The sequence below is a fragment of the Dyadobacter sp. HNCC25DJ183 genome (genome assembly GCF_056895175.1).
In genome coordinates, this window is sequence record NZ_JBXHAP010000007.1 from 310,137 (window position 1) to 335,485 (window position 25,349).

General features: G+C 47.1%; 19 protein-coding genes. 18 read left to right on the top strand and 1 reads right to left on the bottom strand.

Features of this window, described 5'->3' with window-relative positions; genetic code table 11:
- Positions 1-174 precede the first annotated feature (174 nt).
- From AC1XTG_RS19195 to cobA, 16 genes are all read left to right on the top strand, one after another.
- Positions 175-1,110, top strand: a complete 936-nt coding sequence (locus AC1XTG_RS19195; protein WP_056285283.1) for a hypothetical protein — start codon at positions 175-177, stop codon at positions 1,108-1,110.
- 274 nt (positions 1,111-1,384) lie between these two features.
- Positions 1,385-3,175, top strand: a complete 1,791-nt coding sequence (locus AC1XTG_RS19200) for an FAD-dependent oxidoreductase (RefSeq protein WP_484843058.1) — start codon at positions 1,385-1,387, stop codon at positions 3,173-3,175.
- Between the two features lie 16 nt (positions 3,176-3,191).
- Entirely contained in the window at positions 3,192-4,211 is a 1,020-nt protein-coding gene (locus AC1XTG_RS19205; RefSeq protein WP_484843059.1) for an FAD:protein FMN transferase, read from the top strand.
- On the top strand, positions 4,208-6,778 hold the full coding sequence (locus AC1XTG_RS19210; RefSeq protein ID WP_484843060.1) for a glycoside hydrolase family protein: 2,571 nt from the start codon (positions 4,208-4,210) through the stop codon (positions 6,776-6,778). The genes AC1XTG_RS19205 and AC1XTG_RS19210 overlap by 4 nt, the downstream gene beginning before the upstream one ends.
- 129 nt (positions 6,779-6,907) lie before the next feature.
- Positions 6,908-8,629 carry a sodium:solute symporter family protein gene (locus AC1XTG_RS19215; RefSeq protein ID WP_484843061.1) on the top strand — a complete coding sequence of 574 codons (1,722 nt, stop codon included), beginning with the start codon at positions 6,908-6,910 and terminating at the stop codon, positions 8,627-8,629.
- A gap of 38 nt (positions 8,630-8,667) precedes the next feature.
- Positions 8,668-10,698, top strand: coding sequence for a glycoside hydrolase family 2 protein (locus AC1XTG_RS19220; RefSeq protein ID WP_484843062.1), 2,031 nt, complete (start codon positions 8,668-8,670; stop codon positions 10,696-10,698).
- A gap of 40 nt (positions 10,699-10,738) precedes the next feature.
- Positions 10,739-13,027: an FAD-dependent oxidoreductase gene (locus AC1XTG_RS19225; RefSeq protein WP_484843063.1), complete on the top strand. Its 2,289-nt coding sequence runs from the start codon at positions 10,739-10,741 to the stop codon at positions 13,025-13,027.
- A 156-nt stretch (positions 13,028-13,183) separates the two neighbouring features.
- Positions 13,184-14,356: a sulfite exporter TauE/SafE family protein gene (locus tag AC1XTG_RS19230; RefSeq protein ID WP_484843064.1), complete on the top strand. Its 1,173-nt coding sequence runs from the start codon at positions 13,184-13,186 to the stop codon at positions 14,354-14,356.
- 198 nt (positions 14,357-14,554) lie between these two features.
- Positions 14,555-15,742, top strand: coding sequence for a trans-sulfuration enzyme family protein (locus AC1XTG_RS19235; RefSeq protein ID WP_056285303.1), 1,188 nt, complete (start codon positions 14,555-14,557; stop codon positions 15,740-15,742).
- A gap of 24 nt (positions 15,743-15,766) precedes the next feature.
- Positions 15,767-16,111, top strand: coding sequence for a hypothetical protein (locus AC1XTG_RS19240; RefSeq protein WP_484843065.1), 345 nt, complete (start codon positions 15,767-15,769; stop codon positions 16,109-16,111).
- Positions 16,108-16,554 (top strand): type II toxin-antitoxin system VapC family toxin, encoded by a 447-nt coding sequence (locus AC1XTG_RS19245; RefSeq protein ID WP_056285311.1) that lies wholly within the window; start codon positions 16,108-16,110, stop codon positions 16,552-16,554. The genes AC1XTG_RS19240 and AC1XTG_RS19245 overlap by 4 nt, the downstream gene beginning before the upstream one ends.
- 9 nt (positions 16,555-16,563) lie before the next feature.
- A complete protein-coding gene (locus AC1XTG_RS19250; RefSeq protein ID WP_056285315.1) occupies positions 16,564-17,268 on the top strand; it encodes a phosphoadenylyl-sulfate reductase in 705 nt (234 codons plus the stop codon).
- Positions 17,269-17,406: 138 nt separating this feature from the next.
- On the top strand, positions 17,407-18,348 hold the full coding sequence (gene cysD / locus AC1XTG_RS19255) for a sulfate adenylyltransferase subunit CysD (protein WP_484843066.1): 942 nt from the start codon (positions 17,407-17,409) through the stop codon (positions 18,346-18,348).
- A 94-nt stretch (positions 18,349-18,442) separates the two neighbouring features.
- Positions 18,443-19,687, top strand: coding sequence for a sulfate adenylyltransferase subunit 1 (locus AC1XTG_RS19260; RefSeq protein WP_056285322.1), 1,245 nt, complete (start codon positions 18,443-18,445; stop codon positions 19,685-19,687).
- A 129-nt stretch (positions 19,688-19,816) separates the two neighbouring features.
- Positions 19,817-22,045, top strand: coding sequence for a HEPN domain-containing protein (locus AC1XTG_RS19265; protein WP_484843067.1), 2,229 nt, complete (start codon positions 19,817-19,819; stop codon positions 22,043-22,045).
- A gap of 90 nt (positions 22,046-22,135) precedes the next feature.
- Positions 22,136-22,900 carry a uroporphyrinogen-III C-methyltransferase gene (cobA, locus tag AC1XTG_RS19270; protein ID WP_484843068.1) on the top strand — a complete coding sequence of 255 codons (765 nt, stop codon included), beginning with the start codon at positions 22,136-22,138 and terminating at the stop codon, positions 22,898-22,900.
- Positions 22,901-22,903: 3 nt separating this feature from the next.
- Here cobA and AC1XTG_RS19275 read toward each other — a convergent pair whose 3' ends face one another.
- Positions 22,904-23,173 (bottom strand): hypothetical protein, encoded by a 270-nt coding sequence (locus AC1XTG_RS19275; RefSeq protein ID WP_409012518.1) that lies wholly within the window; start codon positions 23,171-23,173, stop codon positions 22,904-22,906.
- Positions 23,174-23,426: 253 nt separating this feature from the next.
- Between AC1XTG_RS19275 and AC1XTG_RS19280 the strand changes: the two genes are divergently transcribed.
- Together AC1XTG_RS19280 and AC1XTG_RS19285 are read left to right on the top strand one after the other, a co-directional pair.
- The gene (locus AC1XTG_RS19280) at positions 23,427-24,341 is read left to right on the top strand and encodes a lysophospholipid acyltransferase family protein (protein ID WP_484843069.1); all 915 of its coding nucleotides are present in this window, start codon (positions 23,427-23,429) and stop codon (positions 24,339-24,341) included.
- Positions 24,334-25,320, top strand: a complete 987-nt coding sequence (locus tag AC1XTG_RS19285; protein ID WP_484843070.1) for a glycosyltransferase family 9 protein — start codon at positions 24,334-24,336, stop codon at positions 25,318-25,320. Before AC1XTG_RS19280 ends, AC1XTG_RS19285 begins: the two co-directional genes overlap by 8 nt.
- Positions 25,321-25,349 lie beyond the last annotated feature (29 nt).

Consider the following 25,349-nt stretch of genomic DNA (forward strand, 5'->3'; position numbering starts at 1 on the left):
TTGGTCACAATCGGCCGCAGCGCGGCCTCCTGTTTATAGAAACTGGCATTCCCCAAACAATCCCGAGCTCCGGAGGAGCTTCCTGGAAAACGAGCTGTAAAGAGAAAATGAATAAAGGTCCATGTAACAATCCGTTGTAGACCTTTTTTTACCTAAAATCAATGTGAATACAATATGCTAAGTGTCGCTTTCTTCCTATCGCTTTTCTTGAACAACCCCTCCTTCGTTCCCCGGAATGAAAAGGTGAAGGAATTCAGGATCGTGGAGAATGACACGCTGACTTATACATTGAAACTCGCGCTTGACGACAAAGGCCGCCCGCAGTATTTTTTCAGAAACATTTTCACACCGGTTTGCTACACCAATGAATGCAAACCGGTGTATATCAATTTTTACTGGGACTTGCTGGGTAACTATATGCGGTACGACCTTCCCAAAAACAAAGTGCTCACAAAAGTCGATCACGACGAGTTCAAGGAAGAGGATTACCAGAAGTTGCAGGATATTCTCGCGCAGCCCAACTCCATTTTCGCAGACCTCAAAATGGAGGATCTCATCACAACAGGTACTGAAGACCTCACGGATTCAGTGGATGTAAAAGCCGGTGCTACCTTGAAAACCATCAAAAATCAGGTGATCGACGGCGCAGTTTATACCTGCTATACCCTCTGGCAAATCGCCTACGGAAAAGCGGTACCCGAAATGCAGAAGATCATCGAAAGCTACACCGACGACAAGCTGCTGCACAGCTTCCTGACCAGCAACAATTACCATTATCAATATTGGGCAATGGAAAAAGTGGTAGGTAAGGATGGAAGTGTGTCAAAACCTTTTGAACAAGACTTGCAGCAGATCATCGCCGGCAAAAATATTTTTACGGCCAAATATGCTTTGCAGCATGTGAACAACTCCTTCTTCGAAAGCGAAGCAAGGCAGGTCTGGCTCTGGGAAAGCTATCAGAAAGCTGCCTATCCATTGCAGATCACAATGTTGAAAAAGCTGGCCAATATTCCGCTCACCAGCTCACTCGCAAACAACCTTAAAGCCGCATTAACCAATGCAAACCAGGAACAAGCCTCGCTAATCAATCAAATACTGGCAAAAAACTAAACTCATGAAAACACCTGACAAATTGCTAAACCCCTTCAAAGTCCCCGGGCTAAAGCCCGGGGCAATGGATTATTTGTTCAATTTCTGTTGGCTGAAGCCAACCCGACCAATAGATTTTTTAATCAATTCCCGTTGGCTTCAGCCAACGGAAAAGACAACAAGAGAGACAATAAGAAAGACAATAAGAGAGACAACAAGAGAGACAACAAGAGAGACAATAAGAAAGACAATAAGAGAGACAATCGAGAAGACAATGGGAAACATGATTAGAAAGATGATCATATCATTCGTATTTCTTCTGTCTTTGTCTGTCTCTGCCCAAAATCACGTTTTTGTCGAAACAGAATCGTTTACCGACAAAGGCGGCTGGGTAATTGATCAGCAGTCTTTTGTAGTAATGGGCTCGTCGTACTTAATGGCGCACGGAATGGGGCGACCTGTGAAAGATGCGACTACTACAGTCAATTTTCCTAAGACGGGCAAATACCGAATGTGGGTGCGTACCAAAGATTGGGCGCCGTTCCCCAAAGGTCCGGGCAAGTTTCAGCTTCTGGTTGATGGAAAAGCAGCCGGTCAGGTATTTGGTGAAAGCGGGTCCGATGAATGGAAATGGTACGACGGAGGCCAGGTGGATATCAAGTCTGCCGAAACAAAGCTCCTGATGAAAGACCTGACGGGCTTCAACGGTCGCTGCGACGCGATTTTGTTTACTGATGATCTGAAATTTACCCCGCCCAACAAGCTCGAAGAGCTGACTGCCTTCCGGAAAAAACTGCTGCATCTGACTGACAAACCTGTCGAAGCCGGCCAGTTTGATCTGGTGGTAGTCGGCGGCGGCATTGCCGGGACTTGTGCTGCCATTTCTGGCGCTAGAATGGGACTTAAAGTTGCATTGATCCAGGACAGGCCCGTTTTGGGAGGAAATAACAGTTCTGAAATCCGGGTGCATCTAATGGGAGACGTGGATAAAAACCATTATCCTAAGCTCGGCCGCATTGTGCGCGAAATGGACAATGGTGATCCCGGAAACGGTAACCCGGATGCAAAAGAATACGGCGACGCACGCAAGATATCCATCGTAAAAGCAGAGCCAAATATTTCCCTTTTCCTAAATACGCATGTTTATAAAGTTGAAAAAGAGAACGATATCATCACCGCGGTAGTGGGCCGGGATATTGCTACCAATAAAGAGACACGTTTTGCAGGCTCCTTCTTCTCCGACTGTACCGGCGACGGAACGATCGGTTTCCTGGCTGGCGCGGAGTTCAGAATGGGACGGGAGAGTAAGGCCGAAACAGGCGAGTCACTGGCGGCGGAGAAGTCGGACGATTTTACATTAGGTACCTCAAATTTGTGGGCTTCGCTCCCGCGCGACACCGTTTCTTCATTTCCCGAAACACCCTGGGCGATCCAGTTTTCCGATGAATACCATATCGACGAACCCAAGGCTGACTGGCAATGGGAAACAGGATTTGGCAACTTCAATACCATTACTGATGCCGAGAAAATCCGAGATCACAACCTGCGTGCGATCTACGGAAACTGGTCTTATTTGAAAAAGAACAAAGCCGCGAAGTACGCGAAACATGAGCTGGCTTGGGTAGCCTATATTGGTGGAAAAAGGGAATCGAGACGCATTATCGGTGATCATATCCTGAACCAGATGGACATTCAGGAAGGTAAATTTTACCCCGACGGTTCGGTAACTGCCACGTGGACCATCGACCTGCATTTTCCTGATGCCAAGAACAGCAAGTACTTTGAAGGCCAGGAGTTTTTTGCGGGAACAAAACACATCAAAGTTGCGCCTTACACGATCCCTTATCGCTGTTTGTATTCCAAAAACATTCAGAACCTGTTCATGGCAGGACGGAATATCAGCACCACGCACGTTGCATTCGGCAGCACGCGGGTAATGCGTACCTGCGGCATGATGGGCGAAGTGGTAGGCTTTGCAGCAGCTCTGACCAAAAAGTACAGAACCACTCCGCGCGGCGTGTATGAACAACATTTACCGGAATTAATGGGAATCCTGAAAGGAGAAACCCTCGCCCCGCAGCCTTGAGTAACATACTGATCCGATGATTTTGAAAAATTCGTTTGCGCTCCTTTTGATGGTATTTCAAATGCTCGTTCCCGCGGTGAATGCAAAAGCTGCCGGGGACGAGCCTATGATTTCCATTTCCGGCCAGGCGCAGGGTACTACTTATCATATCAAATATTTTGATCAGCAGAGCCGAAATTTCAAAGTACAGATAGATTCCATTCTCACGGATTTTGATAAGTGTCTGTCATTGTACCGAAAAGATTCAGAGATAGTTGCGTTCAATAACAGCACCGGATCGCATCGGTTCAGGTCTCCATATTTTTATCCTGTTTTACAAAGATCCCGGGAAATATACGCAGCTACCAATGGCGCTTTCGACCCTACTATTATGCCGCTGACAGAAGCACTGGGATTTGGTGCGAAGAGAACAGATCCCGAGCTGGCGAATGTGGATTCACTGCTTCAATATGTTGGCTTTGAGAAAATTAGCTTTAATGCAGATTCTGTTACGAAGATGAAAGCGGGTGTGAGGCTGGATATGAACGGGATCGCGCAGGGGTATTCGGTCGATATTGTGAGCGCATTTCTCAGGAGTCGGAATATCGACCGGTTTATGGTCGAGATCGGGGGCGAAGTAGTGTGTTCGGGAAATAAGAATGATAATCTTCCCTGGACCGCGGGTATTGAAAATCCATTGAAACGCGGACAATTGTTTGCGACTGTGAAACTCACGGATTTGGCGATGACGACTGCGGGTAACTACAACAATCATTTTACTAGAAACGGCCGCGTTTTCAACCATATCATCAATCCAAAAACGGGTTCTATGGAAGAAACGTCGCTGCTAAGCGTCACCGTTTTTTCCAAAGATGCGATCACTGCTGACGGATATGATACCGCGTTTTTTGTAATGGGACTGGAAGCGACAAAGCAGTTTTTATCACAACAAAATGACCTGGAAGCCTACCTGATCTATACAGACGAAAAAGGAAAAGTAAGCAGGTACGTGACCGAAGGAATGAAGGAATTGATCAAAGAAATACCTAACCCATGAAATTTACCACAACGATATTCATCTCGCTACTGATCTCAGGAGCAGCATTTGGCCAGAAAAAGTACCCGAATAGTCTTAGCAATGACCACATCAAAGTCGTGTGGCAGGGAGACAATAAAGGCACATTTCCGATCGGTGTTTTGCAGGTTAAAAAGGATGGAAAATGGATTGATGGGCCCAAGCCTTCCGGCGAGTATACTTTATTGTATTCGGCAACAAAACCCTCCGGAGAGCCTACCGAAAGTTTTGAAAAAATAACTGGTGGAAAATTTCCTGAGGAATCCTACCATTATCAGCAGGAACAATGGAAGGAAAGCATCAATGATGTTTCTCTCAATAAAGCCGGTCAGGCGATACATTTCCTTCCTGCCAAAATGCTGATCAAATCGGATGCAATCGAGTTTTCAAAAGAAACCGAAGTGGCTACTGTTACCGGCAACTGGCGTTTCGATCCGCAAAATCCGACGGATATCCTGGTAAAAATGACGGTGAAAGCGAAAGCAAAAGGCTACTTTTCAATGGCCACTCCTACGCTGGGAACCGTGCCTGAGGAGCAGCTTGGCTGGACTTCCGTGCCAGGTTATTTCCAGGGAAATGCATTGCAAAAGAACTTCGCGCTCGCTTATGCTTACGGTCACGGCGTACCCGACCGGCCGGTGATCTACCGCGAGCGTTGCGCAAGTACATTGAGCCCGCTGGTAACTACCAAAAATGGTGTGACTGTATCGGTAATTCCCGAGCCGGGGCTGGCAAGAGACCCCTGGAAAAAGGACAAGATCACACAAACGGACTGGCACATTGGCCTGTCGCACATGAACCGAAAAGGTCAGCTTGCGCCTACCATTTACTATCCTGTTTTGGGTGAAGAAAAATCAGAACTGAATGCAGGTGAGGAATTTACCTTTTCGTTCAGGTACAGCATTATTGTCGGCGACTGGTTCCAGGCGATCAAGCACGCAGCGAATAACATTTATCAATTTGATGAAACGCTGGCTCTCCGAAAAAACAAACAGTCCCTCACTGATCGCATTGAGCAAATGCATCTGTATCTCACCGACCCTGAAACCTCACTTTGGAATATTGAAGAATATGAGGGCAAGCGGATCGGCGCGCAATCCTATTTGGGCGGCGTGGTGGGTTCTAATAAGGATGCGATGAAAAATGCGGACTACGGCGCCATGTGGATGCTGGCCAATGCAACCAACGATCCGGAGTTAAAGGAAAAGGTGCTGCCACCTGCGCTCAATTTCAAGCTGGTGCAGCAGGAAACTGATAAAGGCTTTTTCAATGGCGCAATCGAAGGCCAATACTATCTCGCCAAAAGCAAAAAGTTTGTTGAAGAATGGGGAGAAGTGGTGGAGCCTATTGCGCTGACATATTATGTAATGCTCGATGTGGGCAATATGCTCTTGTTCGAGCCGGGTAATGCAGAATTGAAAGAAAGGCTGCGGATTGGGGCCGATAAGTTGCTGAGCTGGCAAAAATCCGACGGCAGCTGGGCAGTGGCTTACGACAGGAAAAACGAGCAGGAACTCTTCAAGGATATCAAAGATGTGCGGCCGACTTTTTACGGAATGATCGTCGCGTACCGGCTTTTGAAAGATGAAAAATACCTGAAAGCTGCGCAAAAAGGGGCTGACTGGTTTATCAAAAATGCAGTAGAAACGGGCTCTTTCCTCGGCGTTTGCGGCGATGCACGTTATGCGCCAGATTTCGCCACCGGCCAATCGGCGCAGGCTTTGCTGGATTTGTACGATTTGACCAAAAACAAAAAATACCAGGACGCGGCGGTTACCTGCGCCAAAATTTACACTACCTCCATTTACACACATCCTATTGCAAACCATAATCCCAAAACTGTAAATGGAATCGCGCGGGAGGATTGGGAGATAAGTCAGACTGGTCTCAGCTTTGAACATGGCGGCATTTTTGGTTCGGCTACCCGCCACGGTCCAATTCAGCTGGCGAGCCACGCGGGGATGTTTATCAGAATTTACAAACTAACCGGCGAGCAGATCTTCGCGGATATGGCACGCTCGGCTGCGATTGGGCGCGACGCATTTGTGGACAGCAAAACGAGCGTCGCTTCCTACTACTGGAATGCAATGAACCGCGGAGCCGGCCCCTACCCGCACCATGCGTGGTGGCAGGTCGGCTGGATTACCGATTACCTGTTGTCGGAAGCGGAGTTGAGATCCAATGGAAAGATCAGCTTCCCGAGAGGCTTCGTAACTCCGAAAGTGGGTCCGCACCAGACCTACGGTTTCGAGCCGGGGACGGTTTACGGAGATAAGGCAAAGCTCGGGATCAAAGCAGGACTAGCTACTCCGGATAATGCCGCTATCGAATGCATTACAGCTCAATCGACTTCAAAAAACAGCATCTATATAATCCTGATGAACAACAGTGCTGACGCGACGGATTTTGCATTGAAAATGGATGAATCTAAAATCGGCAGTTCTAAAAAGATCAATGCAATGAAATGGCTGGAAGACAACCATCCTGCGAAAATAGAACAAATCACAATTCCGCCCTTTGGCATCAAAACCCTTGCGCTCAGCCTCTAATTTCCGTCAGCTGAAGCTGACGGCTATAGATTTGCGCGCGCAATTCCCGTCGCCCGAAGGCGGCGGCAATTGATGCTTTCACAATTTAAAATCCCTACTCGTTGACTTCAGTCAACGGATAACAACAAAATGAACAACAACATTGATACCATTGTCATCCTTGTCTTCTCCGCATTTGTGCTCGGGATCGGGATGCTTTTTGCGCGGACGGGACGGAATCTGAAATCCTTTTTTGCCGGAGGGGAGGCAGTTCCCTGGTTTATCGGGGGGCTGTCCTTGTTTATGAGCTTTTTCTCGGCAGGGACGTTCGTGGCCTGGGGCTCCATTGCCTATAAGCACGGCTGGGTGGCGATTACCATTCAATGGACGATGTGCATTGGCGCGTTGATTACCGCACTTTACCTGGCGCCGCGCTGGAAAAGGACAGGTGCGCTCACCGCCGCCGAATTCATCCGCGAGCGGCTTGGCTTGCCCGTCCAGAAGACTTATATCTTCATTTTTACACTGGTTTCAGTCTTTATCAAAGGCTCGGTTTTATACCCGGTCGCCCGGCTTGTGAGTGCCTCGCTGGATCTTCCATTAGTGCCTTGTACGATCGGATTGGGGCTTTTTATGATTGCTTACACGGCTGTCGGCGGACTTTGGGCGGTGATGGTGACGGACATTCTGCAGTTTGTGGTGTTATCTGCTGCAGTGTTCATTCTGCTTCCCTTGTCTTTTGAAAAAGTAGGTGGCTGGGAAGGCTTTACGCAAAATGTTCCTGACGATTTTTTCAATTTGCTAAATGGCGAATACACTTTCGGCTTTGTCCTCGCATTTGTCATTTACCATATCTGCTACATCGGTGGGAACTGGACCATGGTGCAGCGTTATACGAGCGTCGACAGTGAGAAATCGGCCAGGAAAGTCGCACTTCTTTTTGCAGGCTTATACCTGATCAGCCCGGTGATCTGGATGTTCCCCCCTATGATCTACAAAGCAATCAATCCCGCATTGACAGGGTTGGACACTGAAAATGCCTATTTAATGATCTGCAAACTAGTGTTACCTCCCGGTTTATTGGGCCTGATGCTGACAGGCATGTATTTCTCCACTTCTGCGAGTGCTAACACCGCTTTGAATGTGGTGTCCGCGGTCTTCACCAATGATATCTACAAAGGAATGGTCAACCCGGCGGCCTCTGACAAGCAGCTGATCCGTGTTGCGCGGGGCTCTTCCTGGTTTTTTGGTTTGGGTATGATCGGCATTGCGTTGCTGGTACCGGCGGCTGGCGGCATTGTGGAAGTAGTTTTGAGCATTTCTGCCATTTCCGGCGGACCGCTGCTAGCGCCGCCGCTCTGGGCTTTGTTCTCCAAAAGGCTGAATGCGAAAACAACGCTTTGGGTTACCGGTATCGGTCTTCTTGTCAATCTGTTTTTCAAAATCCTGTCTCCGCTGCTGCTCGATTTCAAGCTATCGCGGGGAATGGAAACGATCGTGGGTGTGGGATTGCCGCTGCTGCTTTTGCTGGCTTATGAACTTTGGGCACGGTCCAAAAACCGCTTTGCCGAGGAATACCTGACGTATCTCCAAACTAAGGAACAAAAGCGTATTGACGCATTGGAAATCAATGAAGAGGAAGTGGTCGAGATCAAGCGCCAAAACAGGTTTGGGTTGCAAGTCATTGCAGGCGCGCTGCTTTTCACGGCGGTTATGCTCTTTATCCTGAGTCTTCTGACCACTTCCGGAGCAATGATCACAGCCATCATCGCAACTGTGGTCTTGTTTTCAGCATTGATCCCCTTTGTAGCGTCGCGGAAAGTCAGCGTGGACGTGCTACTACCAGTTCAAGAAAATCATCCGCACGAATGACCTATTAATTATTTCCATTTGATTCCTTAACGCATTTTATGAACAATAAATTTAGAGCGCTGCTCCTGATTATCATCTGCTGGGCTTCCCAAAGCAGCTTTGCGCAGTACCATATCAAAGACCCTGGTGCGATTTCGCTGAATGGCGACTGGTGGTTTGTACTGGATCCGGCCGAGCTGGGGATCTCAAATCAATGGTATAAAGAAGGGATCGCCAAAACTGCACGGCAGGACAAGGTGACCGTACCGCATTGTTTTTCGACAGACCCGCGCTACGAATTTTACACAGGAACCGCCTGGTACCGCAAGTTTTTTCCATGGAAACCTGCTTCGGGCAAACGCGTGATCCTGCATTTCGCTGCGGCTTACTATAAGACCAATGTCTGGCTTAATGGTCAAAAGGTCGGGGAGCATGAAGGTGGCTATACCCCATTCAGCTTTGATGTAACAAATTTGCTGAAAGACGGTGGAAACGAGCTGGTGGTAGCTGTGAACAACAATACCTGGAAAACCAACACCATTCCCGGAGTGAAGGATAATAACAAAATGGACGATTCTTTTGTCGGCTGGGTCAATTACGGCGGGCTGATCCGCCCGGTTTATCTCACCATCGAGCCGGAGGTTTATGCTGAAAATATCAAGATTGAAACCACACCGGATCTTGCCAAAAACACCGCGAGTATTACTGCTCGGATTCGCGTAAAAAATGCATCTGCAAATTCAGTTTCGCCAAAAGCAGAATTCACTGTATTCCAGGATAAAAAACCTGTTACACTGAAATGGAAAACAAAACCGGCGAGCATTCCAGCCGGACAAACTGCGCTCATGGAAGCGGAAGCGAGCATTCCCGCCGCCCAGGTGAAATTGTGGGACCTCGACCAGCCAAATCTATACGAACTGAAAGCCACAGTAGGTACCGACTCGATCGCATCCCATTTTGGCATCAGAAAACTCGAAATCCGTAATGCGCAGATCCTTTTAAATGGAAAGCCGCTGAAAGTGGGTGGCGGCAACCGGGTGCTGGATTATCCCGGCCTCGGCTCCATGGAGCCTGACTGGCTGGTTGAAAAAGACTTCCGTCTGATGAAAGAAGCCGGTATGGAGTTCCAGCGGCTTACGCATTATACACCTGCCGAATACTATTATGACCTGGCCGACAAATTCGGTATGCTGATCATCACAGAAGCGGGTAACTGGCAGCTGACAGGCAAGCAAATGGACAATGATTCCATGCGCGCCACTTTCAGGTCGCAATTCCGGGAAATGGCCGAGCGCGACTGGAACCACCCGAGCGTGATTGCTTACAGCGTCGGTAATGAATATTTGTCCGAAGAACCCGCCGGTCAGCGCTGGACAAAAGATATGATTGCATTCGCCAGGGAAGTGGACCCGACGCGCCTTTACACTTTCGCCTCGATGCGCCTGAATGCATTGCCTGCGAAACCGGAGGATGAAGCCAGTCAGTATGTTGATTTTGTATCAACCAATACTTATGGCGGTCACGCCAGGTCCCTCGATCACATTCACAAACTCTATCCAGACAAACCAATTTTCATCAGCGAATGGGGCACGCGTTCCGACGGAAAGGGCGGCGAGGAATACCAGGCGCAGCACATCCGGGACGTAATAGCCGAAGTACGCAAAAGACCTTATGTGGCGGCTACCTCCTGGTGGACTTACAATGATTATCGCAGCAAGTTGTTTGGTACCAATGTAAATGGTTTTCGTCCATGGGGGATCGTCGGGCCGGACCGCTCTCCCCGTCTTGCCTACAAGGTACACCAGGAAGAACTGTCGCCGGTGACCGTTGAAAAAGTGAGTTACCAGTCTGGTGGATTGGGAGCTAACATATTGACGATCAAAGTTACTGCCCGGGCTGATTTCCCTGCGCGCAAGCTATCCGGCTACTACATTAAAACTTCGGACACAAAAGTCAGCATCCCCGAACTAAACCCTGGAGAAAGCAAAGAAGTACTGGTTCCCGTCCGCGGATTTGAAGGAAAAACACATATCTCGATCTATAAACCAACGGGTTTCCTGACAACGGAAGCTGAGTTCGCACTGGAATAAGCGTCGCGCTTTGAACCAGTGACGTAAAAAATCTAACAAAATGATACAAGAAGAAGCTTCTGCGAAAAGAACACCGAAAACCATTGAATCTGCGGCTGATCTGGTGATTGTAGGAGGAGGATTATCGGGTACCTGCGCGGCGATTACTGCGGCGCGGGCGGGTGTGAAAGTAACGTTGATCCAGGACAGGCCGGTGCTCGGTGGAAACTGTTCCAGCGAAGTAAGACTGTGGATACTCGGCGCTACCTCTCACATGGGAAACAACAACCGCTGGGCACGCGAAGGTGGCGTAATTGACGAAATTATGCTTGAAAATATCTACCGGAACCCTGATGGTAACCCGCTCATTTTCGATACCGTTTTGCTCGAAAAAGTAATCCAGGAAACCAATATCACGCTGCTGCTCAATACTGCGGTTTTTGATCTGGACAAAAAAACAGGGAATGGAAATGAGAGTGACGAGATAGAGGTAGTACATGCATTTTGCAGTCAGAATAGCACGAAATACAAAGTGTCTGCTCCACTATTTTGTGACGCTTCCGGCGACGGAATCCTGGGTTTTCTGGCCGGGGCTGCATTCAGAATGGGCGCTGAGTCAATGGAGGAGTTTGGTGAGAAATTTGCGCCGGATAAAGCCTACGGCGAGCTGCTGGGGCATTCCATGTATTTTTATTCCAAAGATGTGGGCCGGCCGGTGAAGTTCATTCCTCCCTCCTATGCTTTACAGGATATTACTGAAATTCCACGCTATAAAACCTTCAATCCCAAAGATTTTGGCTGCCGGCTCTGGTGGCTGGAATTTGGTGGAAGAATGGATACGGTACACGATACGGAAAAAATCAAATGGGAGCTTTGGAAGGTCGTATACGGTGCGTGGAATTACATTAAAAATTCAGGCGAGTTTCCCGAATCGGAGAACATGACGCTCGAATGGGTGGGTACCATTCCGGGGAAGCGCGAAAGCAGGCGATTTGAAGGCGATTACATGCTTAAACAGCAGGATATTGTTGAGCAAACGACATTTAAAGATACAGCTGCTTTCGGCGGTTGGAGCCTGGATCTGCACCCGGCCGATGGTGTTTACAGCGACCAATCAGGTTGTAATCAGTGGCATAGCAAAGGCGTTTACAGCATTCCTTACAGATGCTATTACAGTCGGAATATCACTAACCTCTTTATAGCAGGCCGCATTATCAGCGCAACGCACGTGGCATTTGCTTCGACGCGGGTAATGGCAACGAGTGCAGTTGGCGGGCAGGCGGTAGGTATCGCGGCGGCGCTTGCAAAAAAGTACGGCTGTACGCCGCGCGAGATAGGCCAACAGCATTTAAAAGAATACCAGCTTGAACTTTGGAGATCGGGACAGTATCTGCCGCAAACAGCTATTTCCGATCATGAAGATCTGGTTCAAAAAGCTTCCGGCATTTCAGCTTCATCAGAGCTGCGGCTTACGGGACTACCCGGCTCGGATCACTGGTCCCTTATTGTGCATTCAGTAGCGCAAATGTTGCCGGTTCAGGGTAAAATGCCATTTGTGAAGGTTTGGGTTGATGTTTTGGAAAATACCACTTTGGAAGTAGAGTTGCGCAAAAGCAGCAAGGCATTCAATCACACTCCTGATGTGACAATCGAAAGAAAATCGCTGACATTAAATCAGGGAAGGCAGGAAATCCAGCTCGATTGGGACGCTTCGTTCGACGAAGAATGCTACGCTTTTGTTTGTTTTTTGAAGAACGAAAAAGTCAAAATACAATACAGCGACAAGCGAGTAACGGGCGTTTTAACAGTTTTCAATGCGACCAATCCTGCTGTTTCAAACTACGGAAAACAGGAGCCGACCGAAGATCTGGGGGTAGATACCTTTGAATTCTGGTGTCCGCAACGAAGACCTGAGGGAAAAAACCTCGCATTTCAGCTTGGCGGGCGCCTCAATGCATTTGGAACAGAAAACCTGAAAAACGGACTGCACCGACCGATAGCCGCGCCTAATGCGTGGGTATCCGCACTGGAAGACGAGGCTCCATCTGTGACAATTAATTGGAATGAAGCAGTCAGCATCAACCAGATAGATCTTGTTTTTGATACGGATTCAGATCATCCAATGGAAAACGTGATTTATGTTCACCCGGAAAATGTAATGCCTTTCTGCGTAACAGCGCTCGAACTCTTGGATGATCAGGGAAATGTAATTGGCAGCATCAGCGAAAACCACCAGACCAGGCGGCGCATCAGGCTTGAAAAGCCGGTTAGTACAAGATCGTTGAAACTAAATATCGTTAGCAAAAACCCGGACATTCCAGCTGCACTTTTCGAAATACGCTGCTACTGAGGCGATCAGCCGAAGAATTTTGCACGACACACAGTCCCTTCAAGTCAAAGACAGGTTTGTAAAGCAGCTGCTTGAAACCTGTCTTTGATAATTAACAAAATGAAATTAACTTTGCATGCTTAAATTACTCTATAAGAATAGTATAGTTAATAGACTTTGAAGGAAGCGGCGGATTTTACACCCTCATCTGATACCAACGCAGCAAACGACTGGGAATCACTCGACGTAGCTTACATCGCGAGCGGAAATCCTGATGAAGATCGCCGGCTGGCTGCGATTGCACGGGAAAAAGGTCAGGTTGTTTACCTGCCCGACTTGCCGGGTGAATCGGACCTGCCTTTCAACAAGCCTCTCGCAAATACCACTTCTGAAACAACTGCAAATCCGCACATTCATCCGGCACGCACTCCCCTTACCTGGGAAACGATCCAGCAAAAAGTATGGGCAGCGACTGTCCGCAAACGTACCCGGACCGAAGTAGCTGTCAATATTTTCTCTGCGATTGCATTAATGGTGCTCGGGCATCTGTTATTTACATTTTTCACCTACGATCGCCTTACCGTGCTCTGGAATGAGCTGGAAGTAAATGAGAATTTTTTCTACTATGTACTCGGCGGGTTTGTCGCGCAGATGATCGACGGCGCACTGGGAATGGCGTATGGCGTGACAGCGGCTACGTTTCTGCTGACTTTGGGCGTACCACCTTCGGCTGTGAGTGCGAGTGTGCACAGTTCTGAGATATTCACCAGCGGGGTTTCGGGGTACATGCACCTGAAATTCGGCAATGTAAACAGCAAACTTTTCAAAAAGATCCTGTTCCCCGGCGTCCTCGGCGCGATTACGGGTGCTTACCTACTGTCTTCACTCGAACAATATATCTACATTATCAAGCCATTGGTGGCAGTTTACACGCTGATACTGGGAATTCTTATCGTTCAGAAAGCGTTAAAAAAGCGTGTCGAAAAAAAGCCGATCCGGAAAATTGGCTGGCTTGCAATGGCCGGCGGAACGCTCGATTCAATAGGCGGCGGCGGCTGGGGACCAATCGTAACCTCCACGCTGATCGCCCGCGGACGTCATCCAAAGTATACCATCGGCTCGGTTAACATGGCTGAATTTTTCGTTTCGCTTGCCAGTTCGATCACATTCATCAGCATCATCGGTTTTTCGCATTGGCAGGTCGTCCTGGGATTGATACTAGGCGGAATGGTAGCCGCCCCAATCGCCGCCAACCTTTCACGCAGACTACCGATCAAAACAATGATGATCATGGTAGGTACCATTGTTATTATTGTGAGTTTGAGGATAATTTATATGGTTATTTTTTAGCTAAAAGCTGTTAGCTGTTAGCAATTAGCTTTTAGCTTTTTAGGGAGGAAAGGGAGAATGGAGGAGGAAGGAAAGGATTAGGTAAGTTATAAGGGACGACCATCGATAGTTTTACAAATAATTTAAAGTAAAGAGCTACAAGCTAACTGCTAACAGCCAAAAAGCTAATAGCTAAATGCTAAAAGCCAACAGCTTCCAATGAAAAAACAAACCAAAGCAATCCGCACGCAAACGGGCAAAACGAAGTACCGCGAGCATTCCACTCCGCTCTTCCTGACTAGCAGCTTCACTTTTGAAAGTGCCGAACAGGGAAAAGCGCTCTTTGAGGAAACAGAAGAAGGTAATATTTACAGCCGTTTTTCTAATCCGAGTGTACAGGAATTTGTAGACAAAGTGTGCCTCCTGGAAGATTGTGAAGACGGCGTTGCGACTGCAACCGGAATGGCGGCTGTGTTTGCGAGTATGGCGGCTTTGTTGAAAACGGGCGACCATATTCTGGCTTGTCGTGCATTGTTTGGTTCAGCGCATCAGGTAATTACCCAAATCCTGAGCAAATGGGGCATTACGCATACTTACCTGGATGCAGACGCAACAGAAGCTGAATGGGAAGCCGCGGTTCAGCCTAATACGCGCATGATTTACCTGGAAACACCTTCTAACCCCGGTTTGGACCTGGTAGATCTGGCGATGATCGGCCGCATTTGCAAGAAGCACAATATCATTTTTAATGTAGATAACTGCTTTGCCTCACCCGCTTTGCAAACCCCCGCGGATTACGGTGCTGACCTCGTTTTGCATTCGGCTACGAAATTCATGGATGGACAAGGCCGTGTATTGGGTGGAATTGTTGTTGGAAAAAAAGAATATATCAAAGAATTGCGGTTTTTCTGTCGCCAGACTGGCCCGTCAATGTCTCCGTTTAACGCCTGGGTTTTGAGCAAGAGTCTTGAAACGCTGAACCTGAGAATGGAAAAACACGCGGCCAATGCATTGCAGCTTGCGACAGCTTTGGAAAAACACCCGGACGTGAAGCAGGTGAAATATCCTTTCCTGGCTTCTCACCCGCAGCATGAACTGGCAAAGCAGCAAATGAAAGCAGGCGGCGCGGTTGTGACCATTGAACTGGAAGGTGGATTTGAAAGGGTCGCCGCATTCATGGACGCACTTGAAATTGCTTCGCTATCATCAAACCTGGGAGATACCAGAACGATCGTAACGAATCCAAACACAACAACCCACGCGAAATTGAAGCCGGAGGAGAAAAAAGCATTGGGTATCACCCCTGGTCTGATCCGTATCTCAGTAGGTTTGGAAGACATTGAAGACCTGATCGAAGACTTCACCCAGGCGGTTGAGGTGTCGGTTAAAAGTGGTATATTGGAGTAGTAATCACTTAAAAACAGCTAGATCATGCACACATTAACAATTGAAATTCCAGATCAATTTGAGAAAAAAGAAGTGCTGCTTTCAATTGCAGTACAGCTGTTTAAAAAGGGAGCACTCGATGCGAAGCAGGCAGCAGATCTTGCAGACGTTTCATTGAATGATCTGTCTTATTATTCATTGCCGGAGGGTGATCCTGCAAAGGAACTGCTCGAACCAACCACGGAATACACATCAACAGTAGAATGGATCGAAAGCATAAAACAGGAGCAGAGTTATAAGGGTTTTGACGAGGAAAGAATGAAAAAGCTTGCTGATAAAATGGACATACAAGAACCATTTGAGCTTTTACTTTCTCAGCTTAATAAATGAGATACTTCCTTGACACCAACATTTTGCTTGCTTATTTACGAAAACACAATCTGGTTAACACATTACAAAAGTACTTTGAAGATGAAGGAGGCGTGAGTCAAATGTTTACTTCGGCAGTTTGCATGGCAGAGTTAACGTCTATCGGAATTCAAAATAACTGGGGTGAGCAAAAAATGAAAGCATTGAATTCTATTGAAGAATCTGTGCTGATTATAAAGGAACTAAAAAAGCCAATAATACAACGGTACGCAGAAATTGACGCTTTCAGTCAAGACAGATTGCCGAAAAAACCGCTAAAATGCTCAGCCAGAAACATGGGCAAAAATGACTTGTGGATTGCTGCGACGGCGAGTGTTTTGAGTGCAACATTAGTAACGACGGATAAAGACTTTGATCATTTGAATAAAGAATTTTTAAACGTCACCCGTTTCGATTTGAATTAATAAATCACCATGAACGAGACAATAATATCATCATTAAATGCTGCTATTGCCGGGAAAAGCGAAATTGAGTCGCTGGCTGTATTGGCTGACTTGTTCCCGGGCGAAGTTGTGTTTTCGACCAGTCTGGGCTATGAGGATCAGGTTATTACTGATTTGATCTTAAAGAACAACCTGAACATCACGATTTTCACACTGGATACGGGCCGGCTTTTCAGCGAGACTTATATGACGCTGCAAAAAACTAATAACCGGTATGACACGAAGATCAAAGTATATTATCCGCAGACAGCCGCAGCAGAAGAGCTGGTGAGCACAAAAGGCCCGCTAAGCTTTTACGACTCCGTTGAAAACAGAAAAGAATGCTGCTTTATCCGCAAGGTAGAGCCTTTGAACCGTGCACTTAAAGGCGCTAAGATATGGGTTACAGGTATCCGGGCGGAACAATCGGGCAATCGCCACGACATGCCGCAGCTGGAATGGGACGAGGCGCATCAGCTGGTAAAGTTCCATCCTATCCTGAACTGGAATTTTGAAGAGGTAAAACATTACGTAAAATCAAATGGTATCCCTTACAATCCGCTGCACGACAAAGGTTTTGTAAGTATCGGCTGCGCACCCTGTACAAGAGCGATCCAGGAAGGCGAAGATTTCCGCGCCGGTCGCTGGTGGTGGGAAGATGAATCAAAGAAAGAATGCGGGCTGCATGCGAAATAGTGCGCTAGCCGTCGGCAATCAGCTGCCGGCAATCGAACTTTGCTTCCGCGATCTATAAATAATTTTGAGGCTTTAAGCCGACGGACGATTACCGAAAGCCGATTGCCAAATAATTCTTGCAAGAAAAATTAAACAACCATGTCAATTTCAGTCAATGAGGCTTCGGTAGGAGCGGAAAAGAAAGCGCCGGATTACCTGGATCAGCTTGAAGCAGAAGCCATTTACATTATGCGTGAGGTAGCGGGACAGTTTGAGCGCCCTGCACTGCTTTTTTCAGGTGGAAAGGATTCTATCACGCTCGTCCATCTTGCCCAAAAAGCATTTGCGCCCGGTAAAATCCCGTTTCCGCTGGTACACGTGGATACCGGACATAATTTCATTGAAGCAATTGAATACCGAGATGAGCTTGCTGAAAAGATCGGCGCGAAGCTGATTGTGAGATATGTGGAAGATACGATCAAAGCGAAAGGGCTGAAAGAACAGACTGGTAAGAATGCAAGTCGTAACTGGCTGCAAACTTTTACTTTGCTGGACACGATTGAAGAATTTGAATTTGACGCTTGCATTGGCGGCGCGCGCCGGGATGAAGAAAAAGCACGCGCAAAAGAACGTATTTTCTCTTTCCGCGACGAATTCGGTCAGTGGGACCCGAAACGTCAGCGCCCTGAATTGTGGAACCTGTTTAACGGAAGAATACAGAAAGGCGAAAACGTGCGCGTTTTCCCGATTTCGAACTGGACCGAGCTGGATGTATGGGCTTACCTGAAAAGAGAAGGTATCGCACTACCATCTATTTATTTTGCCCACGAAAGAGAGTTGATTTTACGCGACGGCAAACTGCTCAACCACACGCCGGTGATCGAAAGCGACCCGGAAGATCAGATCGTTACGCGCCAGGTCCGTTTCCGGACTGTGGGTGATATGACCTGTACAGCAGCCGTTGAATCAAGCGCAGCAACCCTGGATGAAGTAATTGCTGAAATTACAGTTTCGAGGATCAGTGAAAGAGGCGAAACCCGCATTGACGACCAACAAACCGAAGCGGCAATGGAAGATAGAAAAAAGGGGGGATATTTTTAAAGCAGTTTAAAGCTTAGGAGTTTATGAGTTTAAAGTTTTCTCGTAAACTCTGAACTCATAAACTATAAACTCATAGACTTTAAACAGATTTCAAGTGGATTTACTAAGATTTATAACAGCAGGATCGGTTGACGATGGAAAAAGTACTTTGATCGGCCGCTTGCTTTTTGATACAAAAAATATCCTGGCCGATCAGATGGAAGCCATCGAACGCGCCAGTAAGACCCGGAATGCAGGTGAAATTGACTTGGCTTTACTTACGGACGGACTTCGGTCTGAGCGTGAGCAGGGGATTACCATTGATGTAGCCTACAAATATTTTCAGACTCCAAACCGCAAGTTTATCAGTATTGACGCACCTGGGCATATTCAGTATACCCGAAATATGGTAACCGGCGCATCGAATGCAGACCTGGCTATCATTCTGGTTGACGCGCGTCACGGTGTAGTGGAACAAACCCGCAGACATTCGCTGATCGCTTCCATGCTCGGGATTCCGCACGTAATTGTGGCAGTTAACAAAATGGACCTGGTTGGGAACTCGGAAGATGCATTCCTGGAAATTGCTAAATCTTATCAGGAACTAGCGCAGAAACTCGCTATCAAAGACCTGACGATCATTCCGGTAAGTGCATTGAACGGCGATAATATTGTAGACAGATCCACCAGCATGAACTGGTACACCGGTGAGACATTGCTTTCGGTTCTGGAAAATGTCAATGTGCTGAAAGACCAGAATCTGGAAGATGGCCGATTTGCGGTACAATATGTAATTCGTCCGCAAACCGACGAGCTGCATGATTACCGCGGCTATGCAGGGCGGGTACAGAGTGGCAGCTTTAAAAAGGGTGATCTGATCAAAGTTTTGCCTTCTGAGCAAGAATCTAAAATCGCTAAAATCGAATTTGGCGGAAACGAAATAGAAGAAGCCTCTGTTCTAGAATCGGTAACGATATTGCTTGAAGACGACATAGATATCAGCCGCGGCGATACCATTGTTTCATTGAACAACGCTCCTATCGTAAGTCAGGACATTGAAGCCTTGGTTTGCTGGATGGACGACAGAAAGCCGCTGAAAGCAGGAAGCAAATACATCTTACAACACGGTACTGCCCGATCCCGCTGCTCGATCCGTGACATTGAATATCAAATTGATATCAACTCTTACGAAAAGATCGACGAAGTTGACAGCTTGAAACTGAACGACGTTGCAAGAATTATATTAAGAACAGCCCAGCCTATTGCTTACGATCCCTATCAGAAAAACCGCGCAAACGGCGCAGCAATTCTGATTGACGAGACATCAAATGTGACTGTGGGGGCTTGTATGATAGAATAATGCTGCAATTGCCCGGCGGCCCGGTGCGCTCAGCATGACAAGTTGCTCAGCGCAACCAATTAATACCCTGAAAGGCAACACACACACACAAACAATATACTATTCCGATAGAAGAAAAGAATATATACCATGAGCGAAATATTGATTTCTGACAAAGTATCCGCCGTTGCAAAGCGTGATATCATTGATTTGAACAACAAAATCAATGCGTTTAATACGGGCGAAACACCGGAAGAAGCATTCCGTAAATTTCGTCTGACACGCGGTGTATACGGTCAGCGCCAGCCTGGTGTGCAAATGATCCGTATCAAACTACCTTACGGGCGCATTACCGCAGACCAGCTCGTTCGCATTGCAGATACCTCCGACAAGTTCGCAACCGGAAACCTTCATGCTACCACGCGCCAGGATATCCAGCTGCACTTTGTAAAACTGGCGGATTCACCTCAATTGTGGGCAGACCTGGAAGATGCCGGAATTACCTTGAAAGAGGCTTGTGGTAATACCATTCGCAATGTTACTGCATCTTCTATCGCGGGAATTGATCCTGACGAACCATTTGACGTAACGCCGCTTACGCATTCGATTTTTCAATATTTCCTCCGTAATCCTATTAACCAGGACATGGGCCGGAAATTCAAGATTGCGGTTTCATCTTCTGAGAAAGACTCTGCCCTTGCATTCATTCACGATGTGGGTTTGATCGCTAAAATGGGTGTGAACGAAGCCGGAGAATCTGTAAAAGGATTTAAAGTGCTGATCGGCGGCGGCCTGGGCGCGCAGCCTTTTTCGGCACAGACCGCTTTCGAATTCCTGGAAGAAAAAGATGTTATTCCTTTTATAGAAGCATTACTCCGCGTTTTTGACCGCTATGGAGAGCGCGTACGTCGCCACAAGGCACGTATGAAGTTTCTTTTAAATGACCTGGGTCTGGAAGAAATGATGGCGCGTGTGGAAGAGCAGCGAGTAGCGCTTAAAAACAAGGTCTTTACAATTCCTGAGGATCTTTTTGGAACCAAGGAAATTGAATCCATTACTTACGCGCCACGTCCTTCACTGAGCGAAGCTGAGATCCTCAAAATCGCCGCTGAAAGCATTGAATCCGATAAGCTGGATATTTTCACAAAATGGCTGCGCACCAACACTTTTGAACAAAAACAAAAAGGCTGGTATGCGGTACAACTGAGGGTATTGCTGGGAGATATGAACTCCAATATTGCCCGTAGCCTGGCGGATGTTGTACGCAAGTACGCAGCCGATGATATCCGCGTGACTGTTAACCAGGGATACATTCTGCGCTTTGTGAAAGGCGAAGATCTGGTAGCGATTTACCACGAACTGGCTAAGCTTGGCCTGGTTACGCCTGGTTTCGACAGTACCATGGACATTACTACCTGCCCTGGAACGGATACCTGTAACCTGGCGATTTCCAGCAGCTACGGAATTACCCGTGTACTGGAAGATGTAATGCGCGACGAATATCCTGAGATGATCTACAATCAGGATATCAAGATCAAGATCAGCGGCTGTATGAATGGTTGCGGTCAGCACAATGCATGTAATATCGGTTTCCACGGAAGCTCGATTAAGAACGGCAAGCTGGTACTTCCTGCATTGCAGGTACTACTTGGCGGCGGCTTTACAGGCGACGGTGTTGGACTGATCGGCGACAAGGTGATTAAAGTTCCTACCAAACGCGGACCGGAAGCTTTAAGGCTGCTTTTTAATGATTACGAGGCAAATGCTTTTGATGGTGAGTATTATAATCAATACTACCAGCGCCAGACCAAGAATTACTTTTTCCAACTCCTGAAACCACTCGCTGACCTGTCAACCTTGCAGGATGATGATTATCGTGACTGGGATCATGATGAACTGTTTAAAACGGAGATTGGTGTTGGTGAATGTGCGAGCGTACTGGTTGACCTGGTTGCTACGACGATCACCGAAGGTCAGGAAAAACTGAATCTTGCAAAAGAGAATTTTGAATCCGGTATTTGGGCAGATGCCATTTACCATGCATATAACGTGCTTATCACTGGTGCTAAGGGATTGTTGATGACGAAGGATGTCAATACCAATACACAATATGGTATTGTCAACGATTTTGAAACACATTTCGGACAGGATTTCAAGTATGAAACTCCTGCTGAGTTCCAGCTGCCAGAAAAAGCGGAAACTCCATTCAAATCATTGGCTTTCAGCATTAATAAGTTTGAGCCTACACAGGAATTTGCAACATATTTTATCAGTACTGCCGCGCAATTCCTCGATTTCGTAAGAGATACCCGCGAAAGCCAGCTCGCCGAAACAGGCGAACCTGTATTGCAGGAGCTTTCGTTTGGAAAAGATAGTTAATGGAACGTCGGCAATTGGCTGTCAGCTTTCAGCATAACGCCTGAATCTGACAGCCGATAACTGATAGCCGACAGCCGAAGTTACTCAGATATGAAACTTACATTAATCGGTGCAGGGCCGGGAGATCCGGATCTGATCACCTTAAAGGGAGTTAAGGCGCTGCAAAAAGCCAAAGTCGTGTTGTACGATTCCCTTGCTCACCCCTCACTTCTTGATTATTGCCCCGACGAATGTGTTAAAATTCTCGTTGGAAAACGCTTTGGCAAAACCAGCTGCGGACAGGATGAGATCAATGATCTGATCGTTGAAAAAGCCAAACAATACGGAGCTGTTGTGCGACTCAAAGGGGGTGATTCCTTTATTTTTGGCCGCGGCTACGAAGAAGTTGTTTTTGCTGCGGAACATGGTATCGAATCAGAGATCATTCCCGGTATTTCCAGCAGTTATGCTGTTCCTGCGTTGGCGGGTATCCCGCTGACCTCTCGGGGTGTAAGTGAGAGTTTTTGGGTGATAACAGGCACTACCAAAGCCCACGAGCTATCGAAAGACCTGCATCTGGCCGCCCAATCTTCCGCCACTGTTGTAGTTTTAATGGGACTTCACAAACTGGAAGAGATCGTTGAAATGTATTCAGGTTTGAACAAAATGGACGAGCCGATAGCGATCATCCAGAATGGTACGCTGGAAAACCAGAAGGTGGTAACAGGAAAAATCAGCAATATTCTGCCGCTTTCGAAAGTAAGCGAAATTGGCTCCCCGGCTATTATGGTGATTGGAAAAGTAGCCGCTTTACCTGATTTGTCTATTCAAAAAGTAAAGGAAATGATGCAGAAAAGCAGCTCTGTCGCAAACTAAGTATCAGAGCAGCCGGATCAGCCAGTGAAGGTCAACTACTCTCCCTTTCTGGTGAAATTCAAGAAAATAGATAATGCCCGCCAGGATCAGATAGCTGACAAATAGCCACTTCTTTTTGATCTCATACTGATCGTGATGGTGAAAGTAATCGTAGACCATCGCAGCTGTAAAACCGAAGATCATGAATGCGAAGGAAAGTAACCCGCAATCCTGCCGGTATTGCATATAGGTATGCAATGCAGGTGCACCCAGGACCAGGTACAGCATCCACATACCGAACCCCATCCTGTACAAGTACACGCTTAGGCGGCGATCATTTTTGATGTCAAATAATCCTTCCAAATGAGTTCATGCAGGTGTTTGAAAGAGTGAATCTAATAAAATTTGTCAACAAAGCCAACCATTGAGCGCGCTACTGTCGTGGCCTCAACATCCCTCCCTTTGCCTAAATCAGCCAGCATTTCCTTTCATAGTTTGACCGGAACTATTTTTTTTGTAGAATGCTTCTTTTTGAAAGGATTTAGTAATGAAGACATTTTCTACCAGGCTCCTTCTATCATTTCTTACTGCGATTTCGAGGCTTTCCTGGAAGAAGTTATATAAACTTTCCGACATATTCCGCTACCTGATATTCAATGTGGGCAACTACCGCAAAAATGTAATTATCAGTAATTTAAAGAACAGTTTTCCTACATATAGCGACCCTGAGATCCAGACAATTGCCAAACGCTACTACAAGAACTTCACCGACATTATTTTTGAAACGATCAAGATGATATCCATTTCCAGGGAAGACTTACTGGAAAGGTTTGATCTTGAAATGCCGATCCTCGACCACTATCATGAAAAAGGACAAAATGTGGTGGTCATGGCTGGTCACCTCGGCAACTGGGAAATGCTCAATCTGTTTGCCTCCGCCAAACTATCCTACCAGATCATTGTCGTTTACCACGAGCTTGCCAACGACGTTTTCGATGACTGGTTCCGCAGTTTCCGCACGCGTTTCGGGACAGAAATGGTACCTATGAAAGACGCGATCAGCAAAGCACTTGAACCGCGCGACAAACCATTTCTTTTTGTACTGATCAATGATCAGTCCCCTGTTCCGGAAAAAGCGTACTGGACTACGTTCCTGCATCAGGACACTGGCTTTTTTCGAGGCGGTGAACTGATCGCGCGCAGGCTGAATGCGCCAGTTTTGTATATGGGAATCGCCAAAAGCCGGACGAAAAGGGGCTTTTACAAGGCCAGCTTTAAACTGATTACAGAAACTCCGAGGCTGGAACCGACCAATGCGATCCTGCAAAGTCAGATCCAGCATTTGGAAGAAGATATCATTGCACAGCCGGATAACTGGTTGTGGAGTCACCGCCGCTGGAAGCACCGCCGGCCGGCCAATCTCCTCCCCAATCAGCAACGCCAAGAACTTCAAAGTGAATAAACCTGCCAAATTCCTGATTTTACGCTTCTCTTCAATCGGAGATATTATCCTGACAACTCCGGTAGTGAGGTGTTTGAAAAAGCAATATCCCGGCGCTGAGATCCATTATTTTACCAAAAGCAAGTTCGAGTTCCTGTTACGGGACAATCCTTATATTGACAAAATCTGGCTGCTGGAAAAGAACACGAAGGAATTGCTCGCACAACTCAAAGCCGAGAATTTCGACTACCTGATTGATCTTCATCATAATGTCCGCACGCTGCGTATCAAGTTTGCACTGGGCATTCCGTCTGTCAGCTTCAAGAAACTGAATGTGCAAAAGTGGCTGCTCACGCAATTCAAGATCAATTACCTGCCCGATGTACATATTGTGGACAGGAATATGGATACTATTAAAGGTTTTGGAGTAGTAAACGACGGCGAGGGGCTCGATTATTTCATTCCCTATAAAGACCACGTAGAAACCGGGTGGCTGCCCGCCGCGCATCAAAACGGGTTTGTCGCCTACGCGATCGGTGGTCAGCATGGTACCAAGAAGTTACCGGTTGAGCGAATGATTGAACTTTGTAAAAAGATCAACTACCCGACCATTCTTCTCGGCGGCCCCGAGGATTTTGACAATGGTGAAAAAATAACAAACGCATTACCCGGCGGACTGATCTTCAACAGCTGCGGCAAATACAATTTTAACCAGTCGGCTTCACTGATCCGCCAGGCAAAAATCGTTTTTTCCCACGATACCGGCTTAATGCACGTAGCGGCTGCATTCAGGAAAAAAGTGTACTCGATCTGGGGCAATACAGTCCCCGAATTTGGCATGTATCCTTACAAAACCACATTTGAAGTTTTGGAAAGAAAAGGACTGAGCTGTCGTCCCTGTTCCAAGATCGGCTACAAATCATGTCCGCAGAAACACTTCAAATGCATGAACGAGATTTCATTCTCTTTCCCGATCAAAGAACTACCGCCTGAAAAATAGTGTTAATTTCCCTGATCAATTAAAGGCAA

Bases quoted from the DNA above. Each gene is read 5' to 3' on its own strand.
- AC1XTG_RS19195 (WP_056285283.1), top strand. From the start codon at position 175: ATGCTAAGTGTCGCTTTCTTCCTATCGCTTTTCTTGAACAACCCCTCC.
- AC1XTG_RS19200 (WP_484843058.1), top strand. From the start codon at position 1,385: ATGATCATATCATTCGTATTTCTTCTGTCTTTGTCTGTCTCTGCCCAA.
- AC1XTG_RS19205 (WP_484843059.1), top strand. From the start codon at position 3,192: ATGATTTTGAAAAATTCGTTTGCGCTCCTTTTGATGGTATTTCAAATG.
- AC1XTG_RS19210 (WP_484843060.1), top strand. From the start codon at position 4,208: ATGAAATTTACCACAACGATATTCATCTCGCTACTGATCTCAGGAGCA.
- AC1XTG_RS19215 (WP_484843061.1), top strand. From the start codon at position 6,908: ATGAACAACAACATTGATACCATTGTCATCCTTGTCTTCTCCGCATTT.
- AC1XTG_RS19220 (WP_484843062.1), top strand. From the start codon at position 8,668: ATGAACAATAAATTTAGAGCGCTGCTCCTGATTATCATCTGCTGGGCT.
- AC1XTG_RS19225 (WP_484843063.1), top strand. From the start codon at position 10,739: ATGATACAAGAAGAAGCTTCTGCGAAAAGAACACCGAAAACCATTGAA.
- AC1XTG_RS19235 (WP_056285303.1), top strand. From the start codon at position 14,555: ATGAAAAAACAAACCAAAGCAATCCGCACGCAAACGGGCAAAACGAAG.
- AC1XTG_RS19240 (WP_484843065.1), top strand. From the start codon at position 15,767: ATGCACACATTAACAATTGAAATTCCAGATCAATTTGAGAAAAAAGAA.
- AC1XTG_RS19245 (WP_056285311.1), top strand. From the start codon at position 16,108: ATGAGATACTTCCTTGACACCAACATTTTGCTTGCTTATTTACGAAAA.
- AC1XTG_RS19250 (WP_056285315.1), top strand. From the start codon at position 16,564: ATGAACGAGACAATAATATCATCATTAAATGCTGCTATTGCCGGGAAA.
- cysD (WP_484843066.1), top strand. From the start codon at position 17,407: ATGTCAATTTCAGTCAATGAGGCTTCGGTAGGAGCGGAAAAGAAAGCG.
- AC1XTG_RS19265 (WP_484843067.1), top strand. From the start codon at position 19,817: ATGAGCGAAATATTGATTTCTGACAAAGTATCCGCCGTTGCAAAGCGT.
- cobA (WP_484843068.1), top strand. From the start codon at position 22,136: ATGAAACTTACATTAATCGGTGCAGGGCCGGGAGATCCGGATCTGATC.
- AC1XTG_RS19275 (WP_409012518.1), bottom strand. From the start codon at position 23,173: ATGTGGATGCTGTACCTGGTCCTGGGTGCACCTGCATTGCATACCTAT.
- AC1XTG_RS19280 (WP_484843069.1), top strand. From the start codon at position 23,427: ATGAAGACATTTTCTACCAGGCTCCTTCTATCATTTCTTACTGCGATT.